18 protein-coding genes and 3 tRNA genes are annotated in these 19,284 nt (G+C 65.4%); 6 read left to right on the plus strand and 15 right to left on the minus strand.

The genetic code is table 11. The annotated features are described in order from the left end of the window. Complete coding sequence (locus V2I30_RS02290; protein WP_330660445.1) at positions 1-1,467, plus strand: M28 family peptidase; 1,467 nt, start codon at positions 1-3, stop codon at positions 1,465-1,467. A gap of 45 nt (positions 1,468-1,512) precedes the next feature. On the opposite strand, the gene V2I30_RS02295 is transcribed toward V2I30_RS02290, so the two are convergent. The 4 genes from V2I30_RS02295 to V2I30_RS02310 form a co-directional block, all read right to left on the minus strand. Then, positions 1,513-1,589, minus strand: a tRNA-Pro gene (locus tag V2I30_RS02295). A gap of 78 nt (positions 1,590-1,667) precedes the next feature. Continuing rightward, positions 1,668-1,743: transfer RNA gene (locus tag V2I30_RS02300), tRNA-Ile, on the minus strand. A 109-nt stretch (positions 1,744-1,852) separates the two neighbouring features. Then, positions 1,853-2,815 (minus strand): polysaccharide deacetylase family protein, encoded by a 963-nt coding sequence (locus V2I30_RS02305; RefSeq protein ID WP_330660446.1) that lies wholly within the window; start codon positions 2,813-2,815, stop codon positions 1,853-1,855. 173 nt (positions 2,816-2,988) lie between these two features. Next, positions 2,989-4,821, minus strand: coding sequence for a histidine kinase dimerization/phospho-acceptor domain-containing protein (locus V2I30_RS02310; protein WP_330660447.1), 1,833 nt, complete (start codon positions 4,819-4,821; stop codon positions 2,989-2,991). 357 nt (positions 4,822-5,178) lie between these two features. Here V2I30_RS02310 and V2I30_RS02315 point away from each other — a divergent pair, with 357 nt between their 5' ends. Next, on the plus strand, positions 5,179-5,640 hold the full coding sequence (locus V2I30_RS02315) for an Lrp/AsnC family transcriptional regulator (RefSeq protein WP_330660448.1): 462 nt from the start codon (positions 5,179-5,181) through the stop codon (positions 5,638-5,640). Further along, positions 5,637-6,083: a GFA family protein gene (locus V2I30_RS02320; RefSeq protein ID WP_330660449.1), complete on the plus strand. Its 447-nt coding sequence runs from the start codon at positions 5,637-5,639 to the stop codon at positions 6,081-6,083. The genes V2I30_RS02315 and V2I30_RS02320 overlap by 4 nt, the downstream gene beginning before the upstream one ends. Positions 6,084-6,120: 37 nt before the next feature. Here the strand turns inward: V2I30_RS02320 and V2I30_RS02325 are convergent, their stop codons facing one another. The 11 genes from V2I30_RS02325 to V2I30_RS02375 all read right to left on the minus strand — a co-directional run bounded on the left by V2I30_RS02325 (position 6,121) and on the right by V2I30_RS02375 (position 15,947). Beyond that, entirely contained in the window at positions 6,121-7,479 is a 1,359-nt protein-coding gene (locus V2I30_RS02325) for an NAD(P)/FAD-dependent oxidoreductase (protein WP_442896891.1), read from the minus strand. Positions 7,480-7,632: 153 nt separating this feature from the next. After that, positions 7,633-8,712 (minus strand): DUF3616 domain-containing protein, encoded by a 1,080-nt coding sequence (locus V2I30_RS02330; RefSeq protein ID WP_330660450.1) that lies wholly within the window; start codon positions 8,710-8,712, stop codon positions 7,633-7,635. A 160-nt stretch (positions 8,713-8,872) separates the two neighbouring features. After that, complete coding sequence (locus V2I30_RS02335; RefSeq protein ID WP_330660451.1) at positions 8,873-9,223, minus strand: hypothetical protein; 351 nt, start codon at positions 9,221-9,223, stop codon at positions 8,873-8,875. A gap of 47 nt (positions 9,224-9,270) precedes the next feature. Beyond that, a complete protein-coding gene (accC, locus tag V2I30_RS02340) occupies positions 9,271-10,620 on the minus strand; it encodes an acetyl-CoA carboxylase biotin carboxylase subunit (protein ID WP_330660452.1) in 1,350 nt (449 codons plus the stop codon). Positions 10,621-10,636: 16 nt separating this feature from the next. Further along, a complete protein-coding gene (gene accB / locus V2I30_RS02345) occupies positions 10,637-11,149 on the minus strand; it encodes an acetyl-CoA carboxylase biotin carboxyl carrier protein (protein ID WP_330660453.1) in 513 nt (170 codons plus the stop codon). 91 nt (positions 11,150-11,240) lie between these two features. Beyond that, positions 11,241-11,693, minus strand: coding sequence for a type II 3-dehydroquinate dehydratase (locus V2I30_RS02350; RefSeq protein ID WP_330660454.1), 453 nt, complete (start codon positions 11,691-11,693; stop codon positions 11,241-11,243). 61 nt (positions 11,694-11,754) lie between these two features. Continuing rightward, complete coding sequence (locus V2I30_RS02355) at positions 11,755-12,168, minus strand: BLUF domain-containing protein (protein ID WP_330660455.1); 414 nt, start codon at positions 12,166-12,168, stop codon at positions 11,755-11,757. Positions 12,169-12,228: 60 nt separating this feature from the next. After that, on the minus strand, positions 12,229-12,642 hold the full coding sequence (locus tag V2I30_RS02360) for a holin family protein (RefSeq protein WP_330660456.1): 414 nt from the start codon (positions 12,640-12,642) through the stop codon (positions 12,229-12,231). 77 nt (positions 12,643-12,719) lie between these two features. Next, a complete protein-coding gene (locus tag V2I30_RS02365) occupies positions 12,720-13,580 on the minus strand; it encodes an HpcH/HpaI aldolase/citrate lyase family protein (RefSeq protein WP_330660553.1) in 861 nt (286 codons plus the stop codon). A gap of 45 nt (positions 13,581-13,625) precedes the next feature. Beyond that, on the minus strand, positions 13,626-15,791 hold the full coding sequence (locus V2I30_RS02370) for a TonB-dependent receptor plug domain-containing protein (protein ID WP_330660457.1): 2,166 nt from the start codon (positions 15,789-15,791) through the stop codon (positions 13,626-13,628). 79 nt (positions 15,792-15,870) lie between these two features. Continuing rightward, positions 15,871-15,947, minus strand: a tRNA-Pro gene (locus tag V2I30_RS02375). Positions 15,948-16,248: 301 nt separating this feature from the next. Here V2I30_RS02375 and yajC point away from each other — a divergent pair. The 3 genes from yajC (at position 16,249) to secF (ending at position 19,266) form a co-directional block, all read left to right on the plus strand. Further along, the gene (gene yajC / locus V2I30_RS02380) at positions 16,249-16,575 is read left to right on the plus strand and encodes a preprotein translocase subunit YajC (protein ID WP_330660458.1); all 327 of its coding nucleotides are present in this window, start codon (positions 16,249-16,251) and stop codon (positions 16,573-16,575) included. Positions 16,576-16,679: 104 nt separating this feature from the next. Beyond that, positions 16,680-18,272 carry a protein translocase subunit SecD gene (secD, locus tag V2I30_RS02385; RefSeq protein WP_330660459.1) on the plus strand — a complete coding sequence of 531 codons (1,593 nt, stop codon included), beginning with the start codon at positions 16,680-16,682 and terminating at the stop codon, positions 18,270-18,272. 16 nt (positions 18,273-18,288) lie between these two features. Beyond that, the gene (secF, locus tag V2I30_RS02390; RefSeq protein ID WP_330660460.1) at positions 18,289-19,266 is read left to right on the plus strand and encodes a protein translocase subunit SecF; all 978 of its coding nucleotides are present in this window, start codon (positions 18,289-18,291) and stop codon (positions 19,264-19,266) included. The last annotated feature ends 18 nt before the right edge of the window (positions 19,267-19,284 follow it).

Here is a 19,284-nt window from a genome sequence, read left to right on the forward strand (position 1 = left end):
ATGAAGAAGTCTTTCCTCACGCTCACCGCTCTCGTCACGGCTTGCGCCGTCGGGAGCTCACCTCTGGCGGCTCAGGCCTCGACCGCCAGCGACGCGGCAACCGCGCTGAAAAGCGTCGCCGATCGCGCGCTTGCGAACGACATGCTGGCCTGGGATTTCGTCGAGGGGATCACCACCGAGGTCGGCCCGCGCCAGGCGGGGACCGAGGCGGAGCGGCGCGGACGCGACTGGGCTATGGCGTGGCTGCGCGCGCACGGCTTTGTCAATGTCGCGGACGAGCCTTTCGAGATGGAGACCTGGGTGCCCGGCGACATTCACCGTGCCGAAATCGTCAGCCCCTTTCCGCAGCCGCTGGTGGTCCAGCCGCTGGGCGGCAGCGCCTCGACCGGGCTCGAGGGGATCACTGCCGAAGTCGTATCGTTCGACAATGTCGCCGCGCTGCAGGCTGCGCCCGAGGGCAGCCTTGCAGGCAAGATCGCCTATATCAGCCATGCGATGACGCCGACCCAGGACGGCTCGCAATATGGCTTTGCCGGCCCGGCGCGCTGGATCGGGGCGCAACTTGCCAAGGACAAGGGCGCACTGGCCACCGTCATCAAGTCGGTCGGCACCGATTACCACCGCAACCCGCATACCGGCGGCACCACCTTTCGCACCCCCGAGGGCGGTTCGGATGTCGGACGCCCGGTGCCCACGCCTGCGGGCGCATTGACGCTGCCCGATGCGGCCAACCTCGAACGCATGTTCGCCCGCGCCGACGGTCGGCCCATCGTGATGAAACTCACGCTGACGCCCGAAAATCTCGGTACCACGACGAGTGGCAACGTCGTCGGCGAGATCGCCGGACGTAATCCGGCGCTACCGCCGGTGCTGCTGGCCTGCCATATCGACAGTTGGTGGAACGCGCCGGGCGCGATCGATGACGGCGCCGGTTGCGGCATCGTCGCCGCTGCTGCGCTGAATGTTGCCGAAAGCGGAAAGCCACTGCGCACGATCCGCGTATTGATGGCGGGGGCAGAGGAAGTCGGCCTACTGGGCTCCAGCGCCTATTCCGAAGCGCATATCGACGAAAAGATCGGGGTCGGCCTAGAAAGCGATTTCGGAGCGGACCGGATCTGGCGCTTCGAGAGCAATTTTCGCGAGACCAACGAGCACTTGCATAACCGGCTCGCCGCGTCGGTCGCGCGATTCGGGGTGGCGAACTCGGACATCGTCGCGCGCGGCGGGGCGGATCTCAATATTTCACGCGATCAGGGCGGGGCGATCATTGACTTGCAGCAGGACGGGACCCGCTATTTCGACCTGCACCACACGCCCGACGACACGCTCGACAAGATCGACATCGTGCAATTGCGCCAGAACGTCGCGGTGTGGACGCAGGTGGTCGGCATTCTCGCCAACGAACCGCGCGCCATCCAAACCGGGGCGCCGATCCCGGTCGGACTGCCGACAATGGGCGGATCGTAAGGGAGCCAGTCTTTCTGTCGGACTGACCGGGCCAATCGGACGAAATGGTCGGGGAGACTGGATTCGAACCAGCGACCCCCTGTACCCAAAACAGGTGCGCTACCAGGCTGCGCCACTCCCCGCTCATTTCATCCACCCGCCACGCGGTGCATCCCTGAATGGGGAAAAGCGCGCGTCGGGAATGGGTCTGGCCGCCCGGTTGGTGGGCCCGGCAGGATTCGAACCCGCGACCTAGCCGTTATGAGCGGCCAGCTCTAACCGCTGAGCTACAGGCCCTTGTTCGCAACCGATCGCCAAACTGGCGCCGCCTCTAGCCGCCCATGGGGGGCATGACAAGCGCACATGGGCAAGGGCGATGGGCGGGGGCATTGGGCGGGGGCAAGGCTCAGCCAAGATCCACGGCGCGCAGCACGTCGCGCATGCGCGCCGAACGCACACCGCGCGCGGCAAGACGCGCATAGATCCGGCGCATCCAGTCATGCAGCTCGGCGACGTCCTGCGGCGATTTCACGTAGGGCGTGTGACCGGGGGCGAGCGACGGCGAATGCAGCGACAGCACGATCAGCGGCAGGCCCGCATCGAGCGCGGCATCGAGGCCGCGCAAGGCTTCCTCGGCGTTCACCCCCTCAGGCGTCAGCGCGATCCTTTCGAGCAGGCCCGAATGCGAAAAGGCGGCAAAGAAATGGGGGATATGGCGCTGCGCCCGGTGAAGCTGCGGACCGAGCGTGCGCAGCGGCCCGGTATAGACGCTGGTGAGCGGCAGTTCGAGCAAAGCGCGCTCTTCGTCGATCCAGTAGGGCGCGGCTGGATGGCGGGAGAAGTCGGGGCCGCCCTGGTGGCTGTAATCGAACAGCGAACGCACCGAGCTGTCGATCCGGATGTCGTTCGCCTTGAGCAGCCCGGCCGTGTTCGGTCCGACGCCGTAGCGACCGGCGCGGTAGATGATCGGCGCCTGTCCGAACGCCGCCTCGATCCGGTCTCGCAGCCGCGCCAGTTTCTCCGCTTCGAGCGCGTGCGGCAGATTGCCAGCGAAGGAATTGCGGGGGCAGAGCGCTTCTTCGAAAGGCGGATTGACCCAGGGGTGAAGCTGCATGCCGATCTCGGCCGTGCCGCGGCGCACCGCGTCGCCGATGATCTCGACGGCCTGCGCATCACCAGCGATCGGCCAGTCGACGAGATATACGGGATGGGCGCCGATCTCCTCGCACAAGGCCTGGAAGCGGGGGATGGCGGCGACGTGTTCGAGCCCGTGTTGCTCGCGCGTAAAGGGCGCGTTCCAGTCGAACTCCTCTTCGGTGTCGATCGTCAGCAGCACGCGCTGTCTGAAGCTCTCGCCGAACCGGGCCATGCGGGCGGGCGCGGGCGGTCCGGGAAGCGCGCTCCCTGTGGCCTCTGTGCCGGAAACGCTGCCTCGCGGCACCCTCAAAGCCTCGTGATCCATCGCGCTCATAGCGCGGTGACTTAGCGCGCAAGGCTTGAATTTGCCTTACCGGAGCCGGGCGCCCGCGCTGGCCGGCTTCGTCAGGGCGCGCTCAAGTCGCGGGTGTTCCGCAACCCATCCACACCCGCTGCCGGAAGGGTCAGCTTCATCGCATCGCCCGCCTTTCCGCCCATCTTTACGCGAACCAGTTCGCCGCCCACCGCGCGCGCTTCCGCGCGGGCGAGGCGCAGGGCGAAGCCGGCCCCGAACAGGCCGGGATTGATTGCGGTGCCGACCGGCCTCGCCTCGGCGGCGAAGACGTCCTCCTCGCCCAGCAATTGCGCCGGCAACTCGCAGATCAGCGCCAGCATGCCGCGTTCGCGCTCGATCCGCGCCGCCAGCATTTCGCCCGCAGCGCACCCCCCGCCAAGCGTCGCCAGCAAACGCCAGAGCAATCCCTGCGCAGCATCGTCGTCGATTGCGGCGAGCGCGTGCGGGTCCGCCTCGCCCTCTTCACCATCCGGCAAATCGAGCTCGATCCCCGCCAACCGGGGGCCGAGCACCTGCGCCAATTGCTGGACAGTGCGCCGCGTCAGCGCGGCCAGATCGGTCTCGCCCGCCCCGATGCCCATCACACCGGTTTCCAGCCGCGCCAGCCGGTCGAGCTCCTCGAAGCCCGAAAGGATGCGCGCGGCGTCCGAGGCGATTGCCGCCGCCAGCGCGCGATATTCGTGCGGGGCGGAACCGAACATCTGTTGCTGGATGACTTCGGAATAGCCCTGGATCGCGGTGATCGGCGTGCGCAATTCGTGAAGCAGCTGGCGAATGCGGTCGGCCTCGCGCTGGGCGGGGCCGGGGCGGCCTGCGGCGTCCGCGGGAGGGCGGCGGAAGCGACCGACATAACCAGCGAAATGGCCGTCCTCGGTAAAGCGCGGCTGCGCATCGAGCACCCATTCGCCGGCAATGCGCGGCGCGCCCGACAGCGTCATGCGCGCCGCCCGGATTGGTTGGCGCCGGCGAAAAGCGCGGGCGATGGCGGTGTCGCCTCCCTCGGCGCCGAGCCGGGCGGGGGGCACCAGCCGCGCGCCTGTGACCATCGCGGCGACCGGCGCTTCGGCCCATTCGATACGGCCCGCGGCATCGGCGGCAAAGCCGAAGGCGCGCCTTTCGTGCCCCGCCGCGCCCGTCCTGTCGCCGAGCGGCAGGCGGGGCATGACGCTGTCGTCCTCGCGCTCCGACCCCGTGGCGACCCGGCCGGCGGCATCGCCGCGCGAGCGGCGGAATTGCGCGATGCGTTCGACCAGAGCGGAGATTTCGCTGCGCCCCCGCGCCTGTGGATCCTCACCGGCTTCGGACACGTTGCGGGCGGGCGGAACGTCGCCTTGCAAGGCTTCGGTGAGGTCGAAAGGTTCGTTTTCCTTCGCGCCGGCTGCCGCGTCCTCGTTCGGCTCGACCTCCACCTCGACTGGCACCTCTTCTGACGCCGCGGGTGCGGGGCCGGGCAGGCCGCGATCATGTACGCCCAGACGTTCGAGCAGCGCCTCGACATCGACCGGAAGATCGCGCCGCAAGCGCAGGAAGCCGCGCGCGCGCACCGGCAGGCGCGGGATGAGCGCGCGCCAGTCCTCGCTGCCAAGCTGCGCTCGCGACAGCGCCGCGGCGGCTACTTCGGCCTCGTGCGCGGCGAGATGGGCGACGAGTTCGGGGTTCTTCAGCCGCCAGCCCGGCTCGCGGATCATGCGCGCGCGATCGGCGGCGGGGATATGTTCGGCAAGCCAGTCGAGACGCAGCCAGGCGGCCGCCACCAGGCTCGCATCGCGCGCACCGCCCGGCGCGCCCATCAGATCGAGCAGCTGGCGAAACTGCGTGCGGCGCGTCGCCTCGCTCTGGGCGCGCTGTCGCAGTACGGTTGTCAGGCGGTCGTCAAAGAACATCGTGGCTTTCAAAAATGGTCCTGCGGACATGGCCCCGCATTCGGGTCCAGGCCCCTTATTCCTCGCATTGGATGCCCCCTGAAGGGGCGGGGCCGCGCCCGTGAAACCCGCCGATGCAAAAATGGTTGCCAAATCCCTACCACCAGGGCGGCAGGCCAACACGCCCCCCTTCCAAGCGCGTTGCAAAGCGGGACAATTGCTGTCACACCTAATAAAATTAGTCTGACATAGGCAAATTGGGACGCTTCCTTGCAAACAAATATCAGTGAATAAGCTGACATCGCCGCGAAGCGGACCCGGATATGCGAGATGGCAGCGCTGTATCGGCTGCTGCCCGGTGAGAGGAGAAACGCATTCATGGCCAATCTCGACGAGATCGACCGCCGCCTCCTGAGCGAATTGCAGGCCGAGGGGCGGGTCACCAATGTCGAACTCGCCCACCGCGTCGGGCTGACCGCGCCGCCCTGCTTGCGCCGCGTTCGCGGGCTGGAAGAAGAAGGGGTCATCCGCGGCTATCACGCCGATCTCGACCCTTCGAAGCTGGGCTTCGCCATCACGGTCTTCGCCATGGTCAGCCTGAAGAGCCAGGCTGAAAGCGACCTGCGCGAATTCGAGGAGCACATGGCCGACCTGCCCGAAGTGCGCGAATGTCATATGCTCAACGGCGAGATCGACTTCATCCTGAAAATCGTGAGCCGCGACCTGCAGAGCTTCCAGGAATTCCTGACCAGCAAGCTGACCCCCGCGCCCAATGTGGCCAGCGTGAAAACCTCGCTGACCATCCGCACGGCCAAGCACGAGCCGGGCGTGCCGCTGTGAGCGAAGTCGGCCGCATCTCACAGCCGCTCGAGGGCACGTGTCTGTGCGGCGCCGTGACGATCGCGCTTCACGCCGCGCATCGCGAGGTAGATGTGTGCCATTGCTCGATGTGCGCGACCTGGGGCGGGTCGATGTATGCCGGGATCGAGGCGGAGACTGCCGAGATCGTGGGCGAAGACCATATCGCCGCCTACGCCTCAAGCAACTGGGCCGAGCGCGCCTTTTGCCGGACCTGCGGAACCCATCTGTGGTATGAGTTCAAGCCGACCGGCGGACGCACCTATCTGGCCGGACTGTTCGACCTGCCCGCCGGCCTGCCGATCAAGCACCAGATATTCATCGACGAGAAGCAGGACTGGTACGACCTCGCGCAGGACAGCCCGAAGAAGACCGGCGCCGAGATCATCGCCGAAGCCGAAGGGGCAGGCTTCACCTTCGAATAATTATCGGGCGCAAGACGGAAGTGGGTAATGCGCTTTCTCAATGCAATTTGAGCCGGGGGCGCACGATGCGATTGACCCGGCCGATCACCATCAGGCCCAGCCCCTTCACCCAGCCGTGAATGCCGATTAGGTGCATGCGATAAAGCGAGATGTAGATGAAGCGGGCGATGCGCCCCTCCACCGCCATCGCGCCGCCGACCAGATTGCCCATGAGGCTGCCCACGGTCGAAAAGCGGCTGAGCGAGATCAGCGAACCATTGTCCTGATATTCGAAGCGTTTGAGCGGCTTGCCCTGCTGGCGCCGCACGATATTGGCGAAGACGATGTCGGCCATTTGATGGGCCGCCTGCGCCCGCGGGGGGATCGGCGCGCCGCCATCTTCGGGCGTGTAGGAGGCGCAATCGCCGAGCGCGAAAATGTCCGGATCGCTCACCGAACGGAGCGTTTCGTCAACCACGATCTGGTTGCGCAGTGTCGTCTCCAGCCCGAGCCGAGAGAGGAAGTCCGGCCCCTTGACCCCGGCGGCCCAGACCATGAGATCGGCCTCGACCCGCTGCCCGTCGCCTGTAATCAGGGCGCCGCGTTCGGCTTCGATCACCTGCACGTCTTCGCGCACTTCGACGCCAAGCGCGGTCAACTCGCGGCGCGCGGAGGCGGAAAGACGTTTGGGCAAAGCGGGGAGGATCCGCTCGCCCGCCTCAAGGATCGTCACCTGCAGGCGGCTCTCGTCGAAAACTTCGAGCCCGTAATGGCGCAGGGCCCCGGCGGCGTTGTAGAGCTCGGCGGCGAGTTCCACCCCGGTCGCGCCTGCGCCGACGATGGCGACCCGGACCCGCGCATCGGCATCGGGGTCGGCGATCATCGCGCGGCTGACGCGCAGGCAATGGTTCAAGAGGATGGTGCGGAAGCGGTCGGCCTGATGGCGGCTGTCGAGATAGAGGCAGTGCTCCTTCACCCCGGGTACGCCGAAATCGTTGGAGACCGAGCCGATTGCCAGCACCAGCATGTCGTAGCGGATCGTGTGTTCGCCGATCACTTCGCGCCCGTCATCGCCCAGCACCGGGGCGAGGCGGATCGTCTTCGCCTCGCGGTCGATCGCCTCGAGCCGGCCCTGGAAGAAGCGGTAGCCCCAGCGCGCGCAATGCCCGCGATAGCCGACCTCGTCGAGATTGGCGTCGAGCGAGCCGGCAGCGACCTCGTGCAGCAGCGGCTTCCAGATATGCGACAGGTTCTGATCAACGAGGATGATGTCGTGCCGCTTGCGCCCGTATTTCGCGCCCAGTCGCCGCACCAGTTCGAGCCCGCCGGCGCCTCCGCCCACAACGACGATCTGCGTCTTGCGATCACCGCGAGGCCGGGTGAAGGGCGCGCGCTCCGCGACGTTGGCGCTCGGCACGGCAATCTCTTCATGTTTCACGATGGGTCCAACGTCATTGCGGGGCAGCCCCGTCCAGCTAAAGCGCAGATACGGCCCTCGATCCCCCGGGCCGCACCAAGTGGCTATCTATACGCGTAGGCGCCCCGATATGTCCCGTAAAGGCGGGCCTTCTCATTCTTCCAGTTCGAACAGGTCGGCAAGGATCGTCGCCTTTTCCGCGTCCAGCCGGTCTTCGTTGGGGCTGTCATAGAGGACCAGCAGGCGCCGTTGGCCGTCCTCGCCGGTCCAGTATTCAATGCCCTCCGGGTGATCGGCTTCGAGCTTTACGGGCAGGTCGAACAGCCGCTCGGGCCGGTGCAGGCGCACCTCTTCCTCGTTTTCAGGCGGTTCGTTGGCCCAATCCTTCCAGCGATAGATCGCGCAGCGGCCGTCGAGATCCTGCGTCGGCCCGGCCAGGATCAGCAGATCGTCATTCTCCTCGCAGGCGAGCAGATCGCGAATGCCGAGGCCGCCGAGGTCGCACAGCCGGATCATCGGTTTGTCGGGCAGGTGCAGCTTGCCCTTCTGCTTGCCCTTCTTGACCGGCTTGATCTGAGGCTCGATGAGCACCGCATAGGTCTGGATCACCGGCCCGCGAAGGCCGAGCGCGACGCGCTTATCCTTGACCGCAATGCCTTCGATATCGAGCCCGCCTTCCTTCGCCGCGAGCGCGCAAGAGGGGCCAAGCAGCGGGTTTTTCCTAAGGAATTTCTTGAGCTTGTTGCCGTGATCCTCGCGCTGGCGCACGATCCCGGCGCGGCGCTTGCCCGCCTTTTTGACCGGTATGGCATAACCATCATCGTCGTAAAGCAGCGGAATGCGCGCGAGTACGCAGCGCCCCTTGTTCTCCTTCAGATCGGCGAGTTTGGAAAGCTCGATATGATCGGGCTCGTGTCCATCGTCGCGCGGATCGTGGCGGGTGTGCGAATGGCTGCCGGTGACCCAGAGCCAGTCGTCATGCACCGCGATCCCCTCGATATCGATCTCCTCTTCGGGCTCCTCGAGTTCGACGAATTCGTGGATCGGAAAGGTGCGATGCTCGGCGAGCCAGCCATGCCGCGAGGGCACCAGCCGCTCGACCGCGTGCGCCTCATCGCCCGCAACGAAGAGTGTGTGTCCCGCGCGCCCACAGGCCGAGATGTCCCACAAAGGGTGATCCTCATTGTCGTCCGGCGCGCCATCGAAGGCGAGGCGGATATGCCCCACAGCCACACGAGGCGAGAAGAGATCGTCGGATTTGGTAAAAGGGCGAGGCTTGAGCGGGCGCGTTGACATCAAAGCGTAACGCGCGAGGCCGGGGGTGGTTCAAAGGCGCGGAGATCAAAGAACGAATTCCGCGGGGCATAGGCGCGACTGAAGCGGACGTTCGTCATCAGCTTTTTCGATATTGGACGCCCCCTGGTTCGATGTACGCCCGGTAGTCCTCATAAAGCGCGCTCATAAGCTGTTCGCGTTCATTTCCGCGACTGATCTCGACATCAAGATCAGACTTAAAGCCATTACCCATGAGATAAATCATTTGGAAAACAGCAGCGTCGAGCACGTCTCTGATAAGCATTTCTACCACCTCGTCATCCAAGGTCGCTAAGGCGTCTCTTAGCCGCATCTGGGTCTCGCTTGGCTTGCGTCCGGGGGGATGCCGGTAACTATTCAGCAGGCCTGCGGAAAGCGTTTCGGTCTCAATAATCACTGCTCTCAGCATCTCATCGGTAAGCGAGCTCATACGCGCCTCCCATGGGCTGGGTTCTCGGATAATTTGACAACCAGCCGCTACCCCTCCCGCTCCTTCAACCACTCTTCCAGCCACTTGATCGAATAGTCCCCGCTCAGCACGTCGTTCTGCTGGAGCAATTCCTGGTGCAGCGGGATGTTGGTCTTCACGCCTTCGACCACCATTTCCTCGAGCGCGCGGCGTAGGCGCATGATGCAGCCGTCGCGGTTGCGGCCGTAGACGATCAGCTTGGCGATCATGGAATCGTAATAGGGCGGGATCGAATATCCGGCGTAGAGCCCTGAATCGACGCGGACATGCATGCCGCCTGCGGGGTGGTAGTGGGTGACCTTGCCGGGCGAGGGGGCGAAGGTGAAGGGATCCTCGGCGTTGATCCGGCACTCGATCGCGTGGCCCTTGAACTCGATTGCTTCCTGCTCGACCGAGAGCGGCTTGCCCGCCGCGATGCGGATCTGTTCGCGCACCAGGTCGACGCCGGTGATCGCCTCGGTCACGGGGTGTTCGACCTGGAGCCGCGTGTTCATCTCGATGAAGTAGAACTCGCCATCTTCCCACAGGAATTCGATCGTGCCCGCGCCGCGGTAGGCCATGTCGCGCATCGCCTGTGTGCAGACCTCTCCCATACGATCGCGTTCGGCGGGGTCGATGACGGGGGAGGGGGCCTCTTCGAGCACTTTCTGGTGGCGGCGTTGCAGCGAGCAGTCGCGCTCGCCCAGGTGGATCGCCTTGCCCTTGCCGTCGCCGAAGACCTGAAATTCAATATGGCGCGGATTGCCGAGATATTTCTCGATATAGACGGTCGCATCGCCGAACGCGGCCTTCGCCTCGCTGCCGGCCTGTTTCATCAGGCTTTCGAGTTGGTCTTCGCTTTCGCAGACTTTCATGCCGCGCCCGCCGCCGCCGCTGGCCGCCTTGATGATGACGGGATAGCCGATTTCGCCTGCGATCGCCTTGGCTTCCTCGGGCGTTTTCACCGCGCCATCGGAGCCGGGGACGAGCGGCAGGCCCAGCGCGCCCGCGGTTTTCTTCGCCTCGACCTTGTCGCCCATCGTGCGGATATGTTCGGGCTTTGGCCCGATCCAGGCGATGTCGTGCGCCTCGACGATCTCGGCGAATTTGGCGTTCTCGCTCAGAAAACCGTAGCCCGGATGGATCGCATCGCAGCCGGCGACTTCGGCAGCGGAGATGATCGCGGCGTGGTTGAGGTAGCTGTCGGCGGCAGGGGGCGGACCGATGCACACGGCATGGTTGGCGAGCCGCACATGCATCGCGTCGGCATCGGCGGTGGAATGCACCGCGACCGTCTCGATCCCCATTTCATGGGCGGCGCGGTGAATGCGCAGGGCAATCTCGCCGCGATTGGCGATCAGGATGCGGGTGATGGACATCGCCGAAACCCCTTCGTCAGGCAATGACGAGGAGCGGCTGGTCGTATTCGACCGGCTGGGCGTTCTCGACGAGGATCGATGTGATCTTGCCCGACTTGTCCGCGGCGATCGTATTCATCACCTTCATTGCCTCGACGATCAGCAGCGTGTCGCCCTCCGAAACGCTATCGCCGACCTTGACGAAATTCGCAGCACCCGGCTCGGGCGCGAGATAGACGGTGCCGACCATCGGCGACTTGAGCGCGTCTTCGGGCGCCGCGCCGCTATCCTGGCCGGAAGGTGCTGAGGCAGGCGCCGATGGTGACGGCTCGGGCGGCGGGGCCGGTGCGCTCGAAGGGTGCTGCGGCGCCATGACCGTCCAGCCGGCATCCTGCGACGCGGTGCGCGCGACGCGGATCTTGCGGTGCCCGTCCTCGACCTCGATCTCGGTCAGCCCGGTCTCGCCGAGCAGCTCGGCCAATTCGCGCACGAAGGAAGGGTCGATATTCAAACCGGAATCCGCCGCGGCGCCGGGTTTTTCGTCAGCCATGCAATCCCCTGGAATGGCCCCTGGATATGTCCGCCACGCTGACTATTGACGCCAATTGCGGCTGGCAAGTGGCAAGCGTCTTAAAACCGACTTAAAAATCCCCGTGCATCGCCGCGTCAAGCGCGAGAAGGTAGGACTTCGCCCCGTGCCCCTGAAAGCACGCGGCGGCGGCCATGCCGATATAGGAGAGGTGGCGGAAGGGTTCGCGCGTCTTGGGATCGGAAAGGTGCACCTCGAACACGGGCGTCTGGATGGCGCGGGCGGCGTCGAGCAGCGCGATCGAGGTGTGGGTGTAGGCGCCGGCATTTATCAGCACCGCGCGCGCGCCATGTGCCTGCGCCTCGTGCAGCCAGTCGACCAGCATTCCTTCGTGATTGGTCTGGCGCATGTCGATCGCGCACCCCAGATCGCGCGCGCGGTCCTCGAGCATGGTTGCGATTTCGTCGAGCGTGACGTCGCCGTAGATTTCGGGTTCGCGCAGGCCCAGCAGATTGAGATTGGGGCCATTGAGGACATAGATCGTCGGAAGCTTGGCGTCGGGCATGCTCGGGTGGTAGCGGCCCGCACGCCGCGACGAAAGCGCGCGTTCACCCGTCCAGGCGCATTCAGTCCTGTAGTGCCGCGAGAAACCGCGTCGCCGCGCTGCGAATGGGCGGCGGCGCCATTTCCAGTTCCGGGGCGATCTCGCGCAGCGGGCCCGGGACTTCCTGGGTGCAAAGCCGCTTCATCCGCCAGGCGGGAAAGGCGCGTTCGTCGATCTCGCGCCGGCTGATGATGGTGATCGCGCTGTGCCGCGGGTCGCGCTCGACCCGGCGCATGACATCGTCGATCGGCGGCTTCTCGCCCTCCAGCACCTGGAAGAAACGCCCGTTCTGGTAGATGAGGAAGCCCGTCAGACCGGCCTTGCCATTGTTGCGCGCGGATTGCTGGATGATGCGAAAGACATCGCCCGGGCCGATCTGCGACGCCGCCTTACTGCTGTAGATCACCTGCAACATGACGGGGTTTGTAAATGCCAATCTCTCAAGAATGGTTAGCGGTCATATTGCTACAAGGTCTTAACGGCGCCTGCTGGCCGCCTACCGATCGACGCCCTTGATCTTACCCCATTGGCGCGCGGCGGTGTAGCCGAGATAGCCGGTGCCGAAGAGCGCGTAGAGCGGTTCGGGCAGGCCGCCGAGATAGGCGTTCATGCCGCCCGCAATATCGCGCGCGGTCTGTGGGCTGAAGGCGGAAAGGAGGCCCATGGGCAGTGCAGTCAGGATCAGGATATACATGACGTAAAGGAAGCTGGGCCGCGCGCGGGCCGTCCAGGGATCCGCCGAACCCGCCTCGGCGACGATCGCGGAAAGCCGCGCTTCGATCAGCTGCATCTCCTGCGTCCCCTCGAGCCGCAGCAATTCGAGCTGTGCACGGGCGCGCGCTTCCTTGTCGGGGATGAGCTTGTCGAGCAGCGAGGTGATCGGTCCGATGAGGGTTTCGATAATGGCCATTGCGATGCGGTATCCTTCGATTGCGAAGGGCGTGAATAACCGCATGGGTTAATGTAGGAAAGCCACTTAACCGCGCCTCACGCCTCGCCGCTCTCCGCCAGCAATCGCTCGGCCAGCGCCAGGTGCGGGCGATCGAGCATCGCGCCTTCCATTTGCACCGCGCCCGCGCCGGGCTGGTCAGCGAACGCCTCAATCACCGCGCGGGCATGTGCGATTTCCTCGGGGCTGGGAGTGAAGGCGGCGTTGATCGGCGTGATTTGCGCCGGATGGATCGCCAGCATTCCGCGAAAGCCCTGCGCGCGCATTCGGGCGGCGCGCGCCTGCAGCGCTTCGAGGTCGCGAAATTCGGGCTGCACCGTCTCGATCGGCGCCACGCCGGCCTTGACCGCGCCGAGCAGGCACAGGCTGCGCGCCAGCTCGAAGACCGGCAGATATTCGCCGTCCTCCCCGCGCTGTTCGCGCGCGCCCAGCTCGCTCGATAGATCCTCCGCGCCCCAGCTCATCGCCACGAGGCGCGGCGCGGCGGCATAGCTGCCGGTGGTGAACATCGCAGCGGCGGTCTCGGTCACCAGCGCGGCGACCTTGATCGAGCCAGGCGCGATCCCCGCCGCCTCCTCGCGCTCGGCAATCATCGCATCGAGCCGCGCGACATCCTCGCCGCCCTCGGCTTTGGGCAGGAACAGTCCGCCCGGCCCCGCCGCCACCACCGCATCTAGATCGGCTGCGGTCCAGTCGCCGGACAGCGGATTGACCCGCACCCACACCCGCGCCCGATCCGGCGCCGAACGGATCGCATCGGCGACCATCCGCCGCGCCTCGGGTTTGCGCTCGGGCACCACCGAATCTTCCAGGTCCAGCAGTGCGATATCGGCGTCGCTGGCGATCGCCTTGCCCATCTTCTTCTCGCTGTCGCCTGGTGCGAACAGCCAGCTGCGCATCTTGATCATGACATCGTCTCTCCTCGCGGCGGCGGGGTAGGAGGCCTAGAACGATCCTTCAATGTCGAGCGTAAAGATCGTGCCGAAATTGCGGAAGCGCTCTTCACGGAAATCGACCAGACCCAGTCGGCGATCGATAAAGACGGTGCGCTCGAACCGGTCGTCGCGCCCCGCGATATTGGCGATGTTGGCGCGCAGGGTCAGCCCGGCGACATCCTTGTTCTCGACGAAGGCGGAGACGAAACCGGGAAAGCTGAACGTGCGCAGCGCGACCTCGTCGAGCCGCGTGTTGGGCGCATTGTCATCCCAGTTGGCGCTGCCGCCCACCGCCCAATCGGTGCCCTGGAGATCGTGCCTCAGATCGAGGCCGACGCGCACCGTGTCGTTGCCGGACAATTGCCGCGTGGTCCCGAGCAAGGGATCGCGGATCGAGCTGCCGGTAAAGAAAAACTCCGCATCCAGCCGCGTGCCGCGCCAGCCCAGCCCCTCGGACAGCAGGGTCAGCGTGCCGTCGACGCCGTAGAATTGCGCCGATGGCAGATTGCCCGGCGCTTGCCCGCCGCCCTCGATCGGGATCTGATCGACGATATCGGTGATATCCTCGTAGAACGGCCGAATGTTGAACGATCCCAGCGCGCCGAGCCCCAAGGTTGCCTCGAGCTCGAGCACCCAGCTTTGCTGCGGCACGAGTTCGGCATTGGTGACGTCCGTCCGATCCTGGTCGAGATCGACCGACGCGATGAAATCGAAGAAGTTGAGCTGGCCCACCACCCGCTCGATCCGGCCCGAGAGGTTGATCCGCGGGCTCGCCCGCCAATCGAGCGCGACGAAGCCCTTGGGACGGTAGAAGCTCCGCGTCAGGCCCGCCTCGCCGGTCTGGCTGAGCTTCGAATATTCCGCGCCCGCCGATCCCTGGAACTGGAGGCCGGGTGCGAGCTGGCGGCTATAAGTGGCGCCAAGCTCCGCGCGATCCTCGTCGACCCGCGCGCTCGCCCCTTCGAACAACACCGGCTCGAGCACGCCGGTTTCGTCCGTGACTTCGAGCGAACTGTCGATTGCGAGGAAGTTGCGCACGCCCTCCGCTGACAGCAGCAGGTCGCCGCCGAAGACGCCGATCGAGTATTCGGTCCGCGCGATCGTCTCGCCCTCGTCTGCATCGCGCAGGAACACGGTGCCTTCCTCCGGCGCGTCATCGGCAAAGGCGGTAAAGACGCGGTCGAAAGTCGGCGAATCCTCGTAGCGGTGATAGCCGATCAGCTTGAGGCGGCCGTCACCCACCGCGAACTGGTAATCCGCGCCGATTTCGAAATTGAACTCGTCCTCACCGTCATTGAAGACCCGCGTGCGATCGACCGGGGAGAGGGAGCCGCTGCGCAGCGAGACTTCCTCGCTGCGGCGGAAAAAGCCGTTCACTTCGCCGGTCAGATTGAGGACGTTGGCATTGTCCGCAGTGCGGGTATAACCGCCCGAAAGCGTGAGCGTCTGAAACTTCGAGCGCTGCGTTTCGATCCGCTCGTCGATCAATGTGCCGTCCGATGCGAATACGAGTTCGGGCCCGGTATTGCCCTGGCGACTTTCATCGCTGCGAAAGGCAGCGTTCCATTCCGACTTGGCCCCGCTGCTTGCGACGCTGATTTCGCCGTCGAGCAGGCGGGCGGGCGTCAGCCGGGTGCGGAACTGCGGGGAGTAGCGAAACTGTCCCGACAACCCGCCCGAGGTGCGGGTGATGACGTTCAGCACTTGCCCGGTCAGCCCGCCGATATCGAGGCTGGCGCCATCAACGAGTTCGAGCCGCAGCACCTCCTCGGTCGGAATGCGCTGCAAGGCGGCGACCGGCCCGTTCGACTTTCCCGAAATGCGGCGTCCGTTGATGAGCACATTGGTATCCGCCGCGCCAAGCCCCCGCGCGCCGTCGCCCTCGCGGATCGAGAAGCCGGGGATCTGCCGCGCGATGTCGAGCGCGTTGCGCGGCGCGAAATTGGCAAAGTCCGCCGGCGTGAAGGTCGCCCGCGTGTTCGCAGCCGAAGCATCGGCGTCTTCGAGAGGCGTCGGCACGCCATCGGTCACCTTGGGGGCGGGCGGGGGCTCTTCGATATCGTCCGTCGCCGGCGCGGTTTCCTGTGCCCCGACCGGCATGGCGCAAAGGGCAGGCGGGGCGGCGGTCAGCAGCCATCTGGCCAAACGATGGGATGAAAGGGGCGGAACACTCATGAAATGGCCTTGCGCCGATAATTACGGGGAAACAGCGCGAAAAGACCGGACGGCCGCGAGGCTTCGATCAAGGCTCCACTGGTCGGGAAGACAGGATTCGAACCTGCGACCCCCACACCCCCAGTGTGATGCGCTACCAGGCTGCGCTACTTCCCGTATCCAGTGGAGGCGCGTGCCTATAGGGGCGAGGACGGGCGCTGGCAAGGTGCCAATGGCCCGATGCTTTTTACGGGTGAGTTCGAAGCGGAAGCCTGCCGCGGGTCTATTGCGCTGAGGCGTGCCGCACGCACCGAATTGCTCCGCGCGATCTTTGCTGCTACGCGCGCCCGTCAATCGGCTGCATGTCCGTTTCCCGCGCTCCTCACCAGGCGCGCCGGAAACGCCGCGCAGCGGGCCGGCTGCCAGAGCTTGCACGTCCGGTCTCACCAGAACCTAACGAACAACCGGGATCAGTATAATGTTCGAAATTCTCGTCGCAGCCGCCGCTGGCGCGGGCGAAGCGCCGCCGGCATGGATCAACTGGCTGCCGATCATCGGCATGGTGGTGATCTTCTGGTTCCTCATCATCCGCCCGCAGATGAAGCGGCAGAAGGAGCATCAGGCGAAAGTCGCCGGACTGAAGAAGGGCGATCAGGTGGTGACCCAGGGCGGGCTCGTGGGCAAGGTGATGAAGGTCGACGATACCTACGCCGAGCTGGAGCTTGCGAAGGACGTGCGCGTCAAGGCGGTCAAGCATACGATCGCCGATCTGATCGAGCCGGGCAGCAAGCCGGCGAACGACTGATCCAACCAGCTCGGCGGGCGGGGCGCATCGACATGCTCCTCGTATCCCCGCATCGCCGGCATCCATCTGCGATACATCCGACAAGGTTCATCTAAGCGAACGTTATGCTCGACACCCCCCTCTGGAAAAAACTGGCCCTGTGGGCGGTCACCCTCGCGCTGGCCGCTGCGGCGCTGCCGTCGCTGCTCGCCTCGGCGGGAGTCGATTTCGGCGAGGACGCGCCGCGCGTCAATCTCGGCCTCGACCTTGCCGGCGGCTCGCACCTGCTGCTCGAGGCCGATCCCGAGGACGTGGCGAGCCAGCGACTGGAAAACATGGAAGAGGCGGTCGAGGCCGCGCTCCGCAATGCCAGCCCCCCAATCGAGTTCGGCGACACGTCGCGTTCCGACGGCGCGTTTTCCTTCATGCTCGATCGGGCGGCCGATATCGACCGGGCGCGCGGCGTGCTCGAACCGATCATGATGGGCGAGGGACTGCGCCGCGAATGGGACCTGGCGGTGGTCGACGGGCAGCGCATCGTCCTCACCCCGACCGATGCGGGCGTCTCCACCGCGCTCAATTCCGCGATGGAGGGCGCGGTCGAGGTGGTGCGTCGCCGGATCGACCTGCTCGGCACGCGCGAGCCGACCATCATCCGCCAGGGCGACACCCGCATCGTCGTCCAGGTGCCGGGCCTCGCTGATCCGCAGGCTTTGAAGGAACAGCTCGGCCAGACCGCGCAGCTCGAATTCAAGCTGGTCGACCAGCAGGCGCTGCCGAGCAACACCGAGGCGGGCGTCGCCAATCCGGGCAGCCAGATCTATCCCTATGCCGCCAATTCCAACTTCGCGGGGCAAAGCGAGGCGGTGAAGCGGCTGGGTGGCATTCGCGGGGATAGCCTCATCAATGCACGCGCCGGCGTCAATCCGCAGACCAACGAGAACGTGGTCAATATCCAGTTCGATCAGCAGGGCGGACAGCGCTTCGCCCAGCTTTCGACCCAGAATGTCGGCGAGCGTTTCGCCATCATTCTCGACGGAGAGGTCATTTCCGCGCCCTTCTTCAACGAACCGATCCTGGGCGGCAGCGCGCAGATCTCGGGCAATTTCACCGCCGAAAGCGCCAACCAGCTGGCGATCTCGCTCCAATCTGGGGCGCTGCCGGTGCCGCTGACCGTGATCGAGGAGCGCACCGTTTCGGCCGAACTGGGCGAACAGTCGATCCGCAGTGGCCTGATCGCGATGATGATCGGTTCGATCGCGGTGATCGCGCTGATGATCGCGACCTATGGTCGTTTCGGGGTCTATGCGACCATCGCGCTGGTCATCAACGTGCTGATCCTGCTCGGCCTGATGGCGATCGGCAATTTCACGCTGACCCTGCCGGGCATCGCCGGCTTCGTCCTGACCATAGGCGCGGCGGTCGATGCGAACGTTCTTATCAACGAGCGCATCCGCGAGGAGCGCAAGCGCGGGCGCCGGGTCATCACCGCGGTCGAGAACGGCTACAAGGAGGCGAGCCGCGCGATCTACGATGCCAACATCACCAATTTCATCGCCGGCGCGCTGCTGTTCTGGTTCGGCTCCGGGCCTATCCGGGGCTTTGCGGTGGTGCTGGTGATCGGGCTCATCACGTCGGTCTTCACCGCGCTGACGCTGACCCGGATGTGGGTGGCGGGCTATGTCGGGTCGCGGCGGCCCAAGGACATCACGATCTAAGGCGGGCGGACAACATATGAAACTTCTCAAACTCGTCCCCCAGGACACCAATATCCGCTTCCTTAAGCTGCGGGTCCCGTTCTTCATCCTCAGCCTGGTGCTGATTGCGGGCAGTTGGATGGCGGTTGCCGTCAACGGTCTCAATCTCGGCATCGATTTCGCCGGTGGCCAGGAAGTGCGCCTGACCTTTGAGGAGAACGATGCCGCGCCCGTGGGCGAGCTGCGCGAACGCGTCGCGGCATTGGGCTACGGCACCCCGGTGGTGCAGGAATTCGGCGCGCCCAATGTCGTCTCGATCCGCGTGCCGCTGCCCGAAGGGGCCGAGGACACGCCGGGCGTCGCGACCGAGATCGGCAACCAGGTGATCGCCACGGTCGAGGAGAATTATCCCGGCGTGCGCACGGACGGCAACGAGACCGTTTCGGGCAAGGTCGCAGAGGAATTCAGCCGCGATGCTGCCCTGGCGCTGCTTGCGGCGATGGCGATGGTGGCGCTCTATATCTGGGTGCGCTTCGAATGGCAGTTCGGGGTCGGCGCGCTATTCGCGCTGTTCCACGACGTTTCGGTGACGCTCGGCCTGTTCGCGCTGTTCCAGCTCGAATTCGGGCTGCAGATCATCGCCGCGATTCTCGCGATCATTGGCTATTCGCTGAACGATACGATCGTGGTCTACGATCGCATCCGCGAGAATCTCAAGAAATATCGCAAGATGCCGCTTCCCGAGCTGCTCGACCTGTCGGTCAACGAGACGCTGGCGCGCACGGTGATGACCTCGCTGACGCTGCTGGTCGCGCTGTTGCCGCTGCTGCTGTTCGGCCCGGCGAGCCTGTTCGGCCTCGTCGCCGCGATCACTGCGGGTCTGTTTATCGGCACCTATTCGAGCGTCTATCTGGCCGCCCCGCTGCTGGTCTGGATGGGTGTCACCTCGGACAGCTTCGTGCCGAAGGAAACCGACGCCGATCGCCAGGAGAAGAAGGTGCTGGGGCAGGTTTGATCGCGAGCGCGCTGTCGC

Source organism: Erythrobacter sp., assembly GCF_036351135.1.
Classification (GTDB): Bacteria; Pseudomonadota; Alphaproteobacteria; order Sphingomonadales; family Sphingomonadaceae; genus Erythrobacter.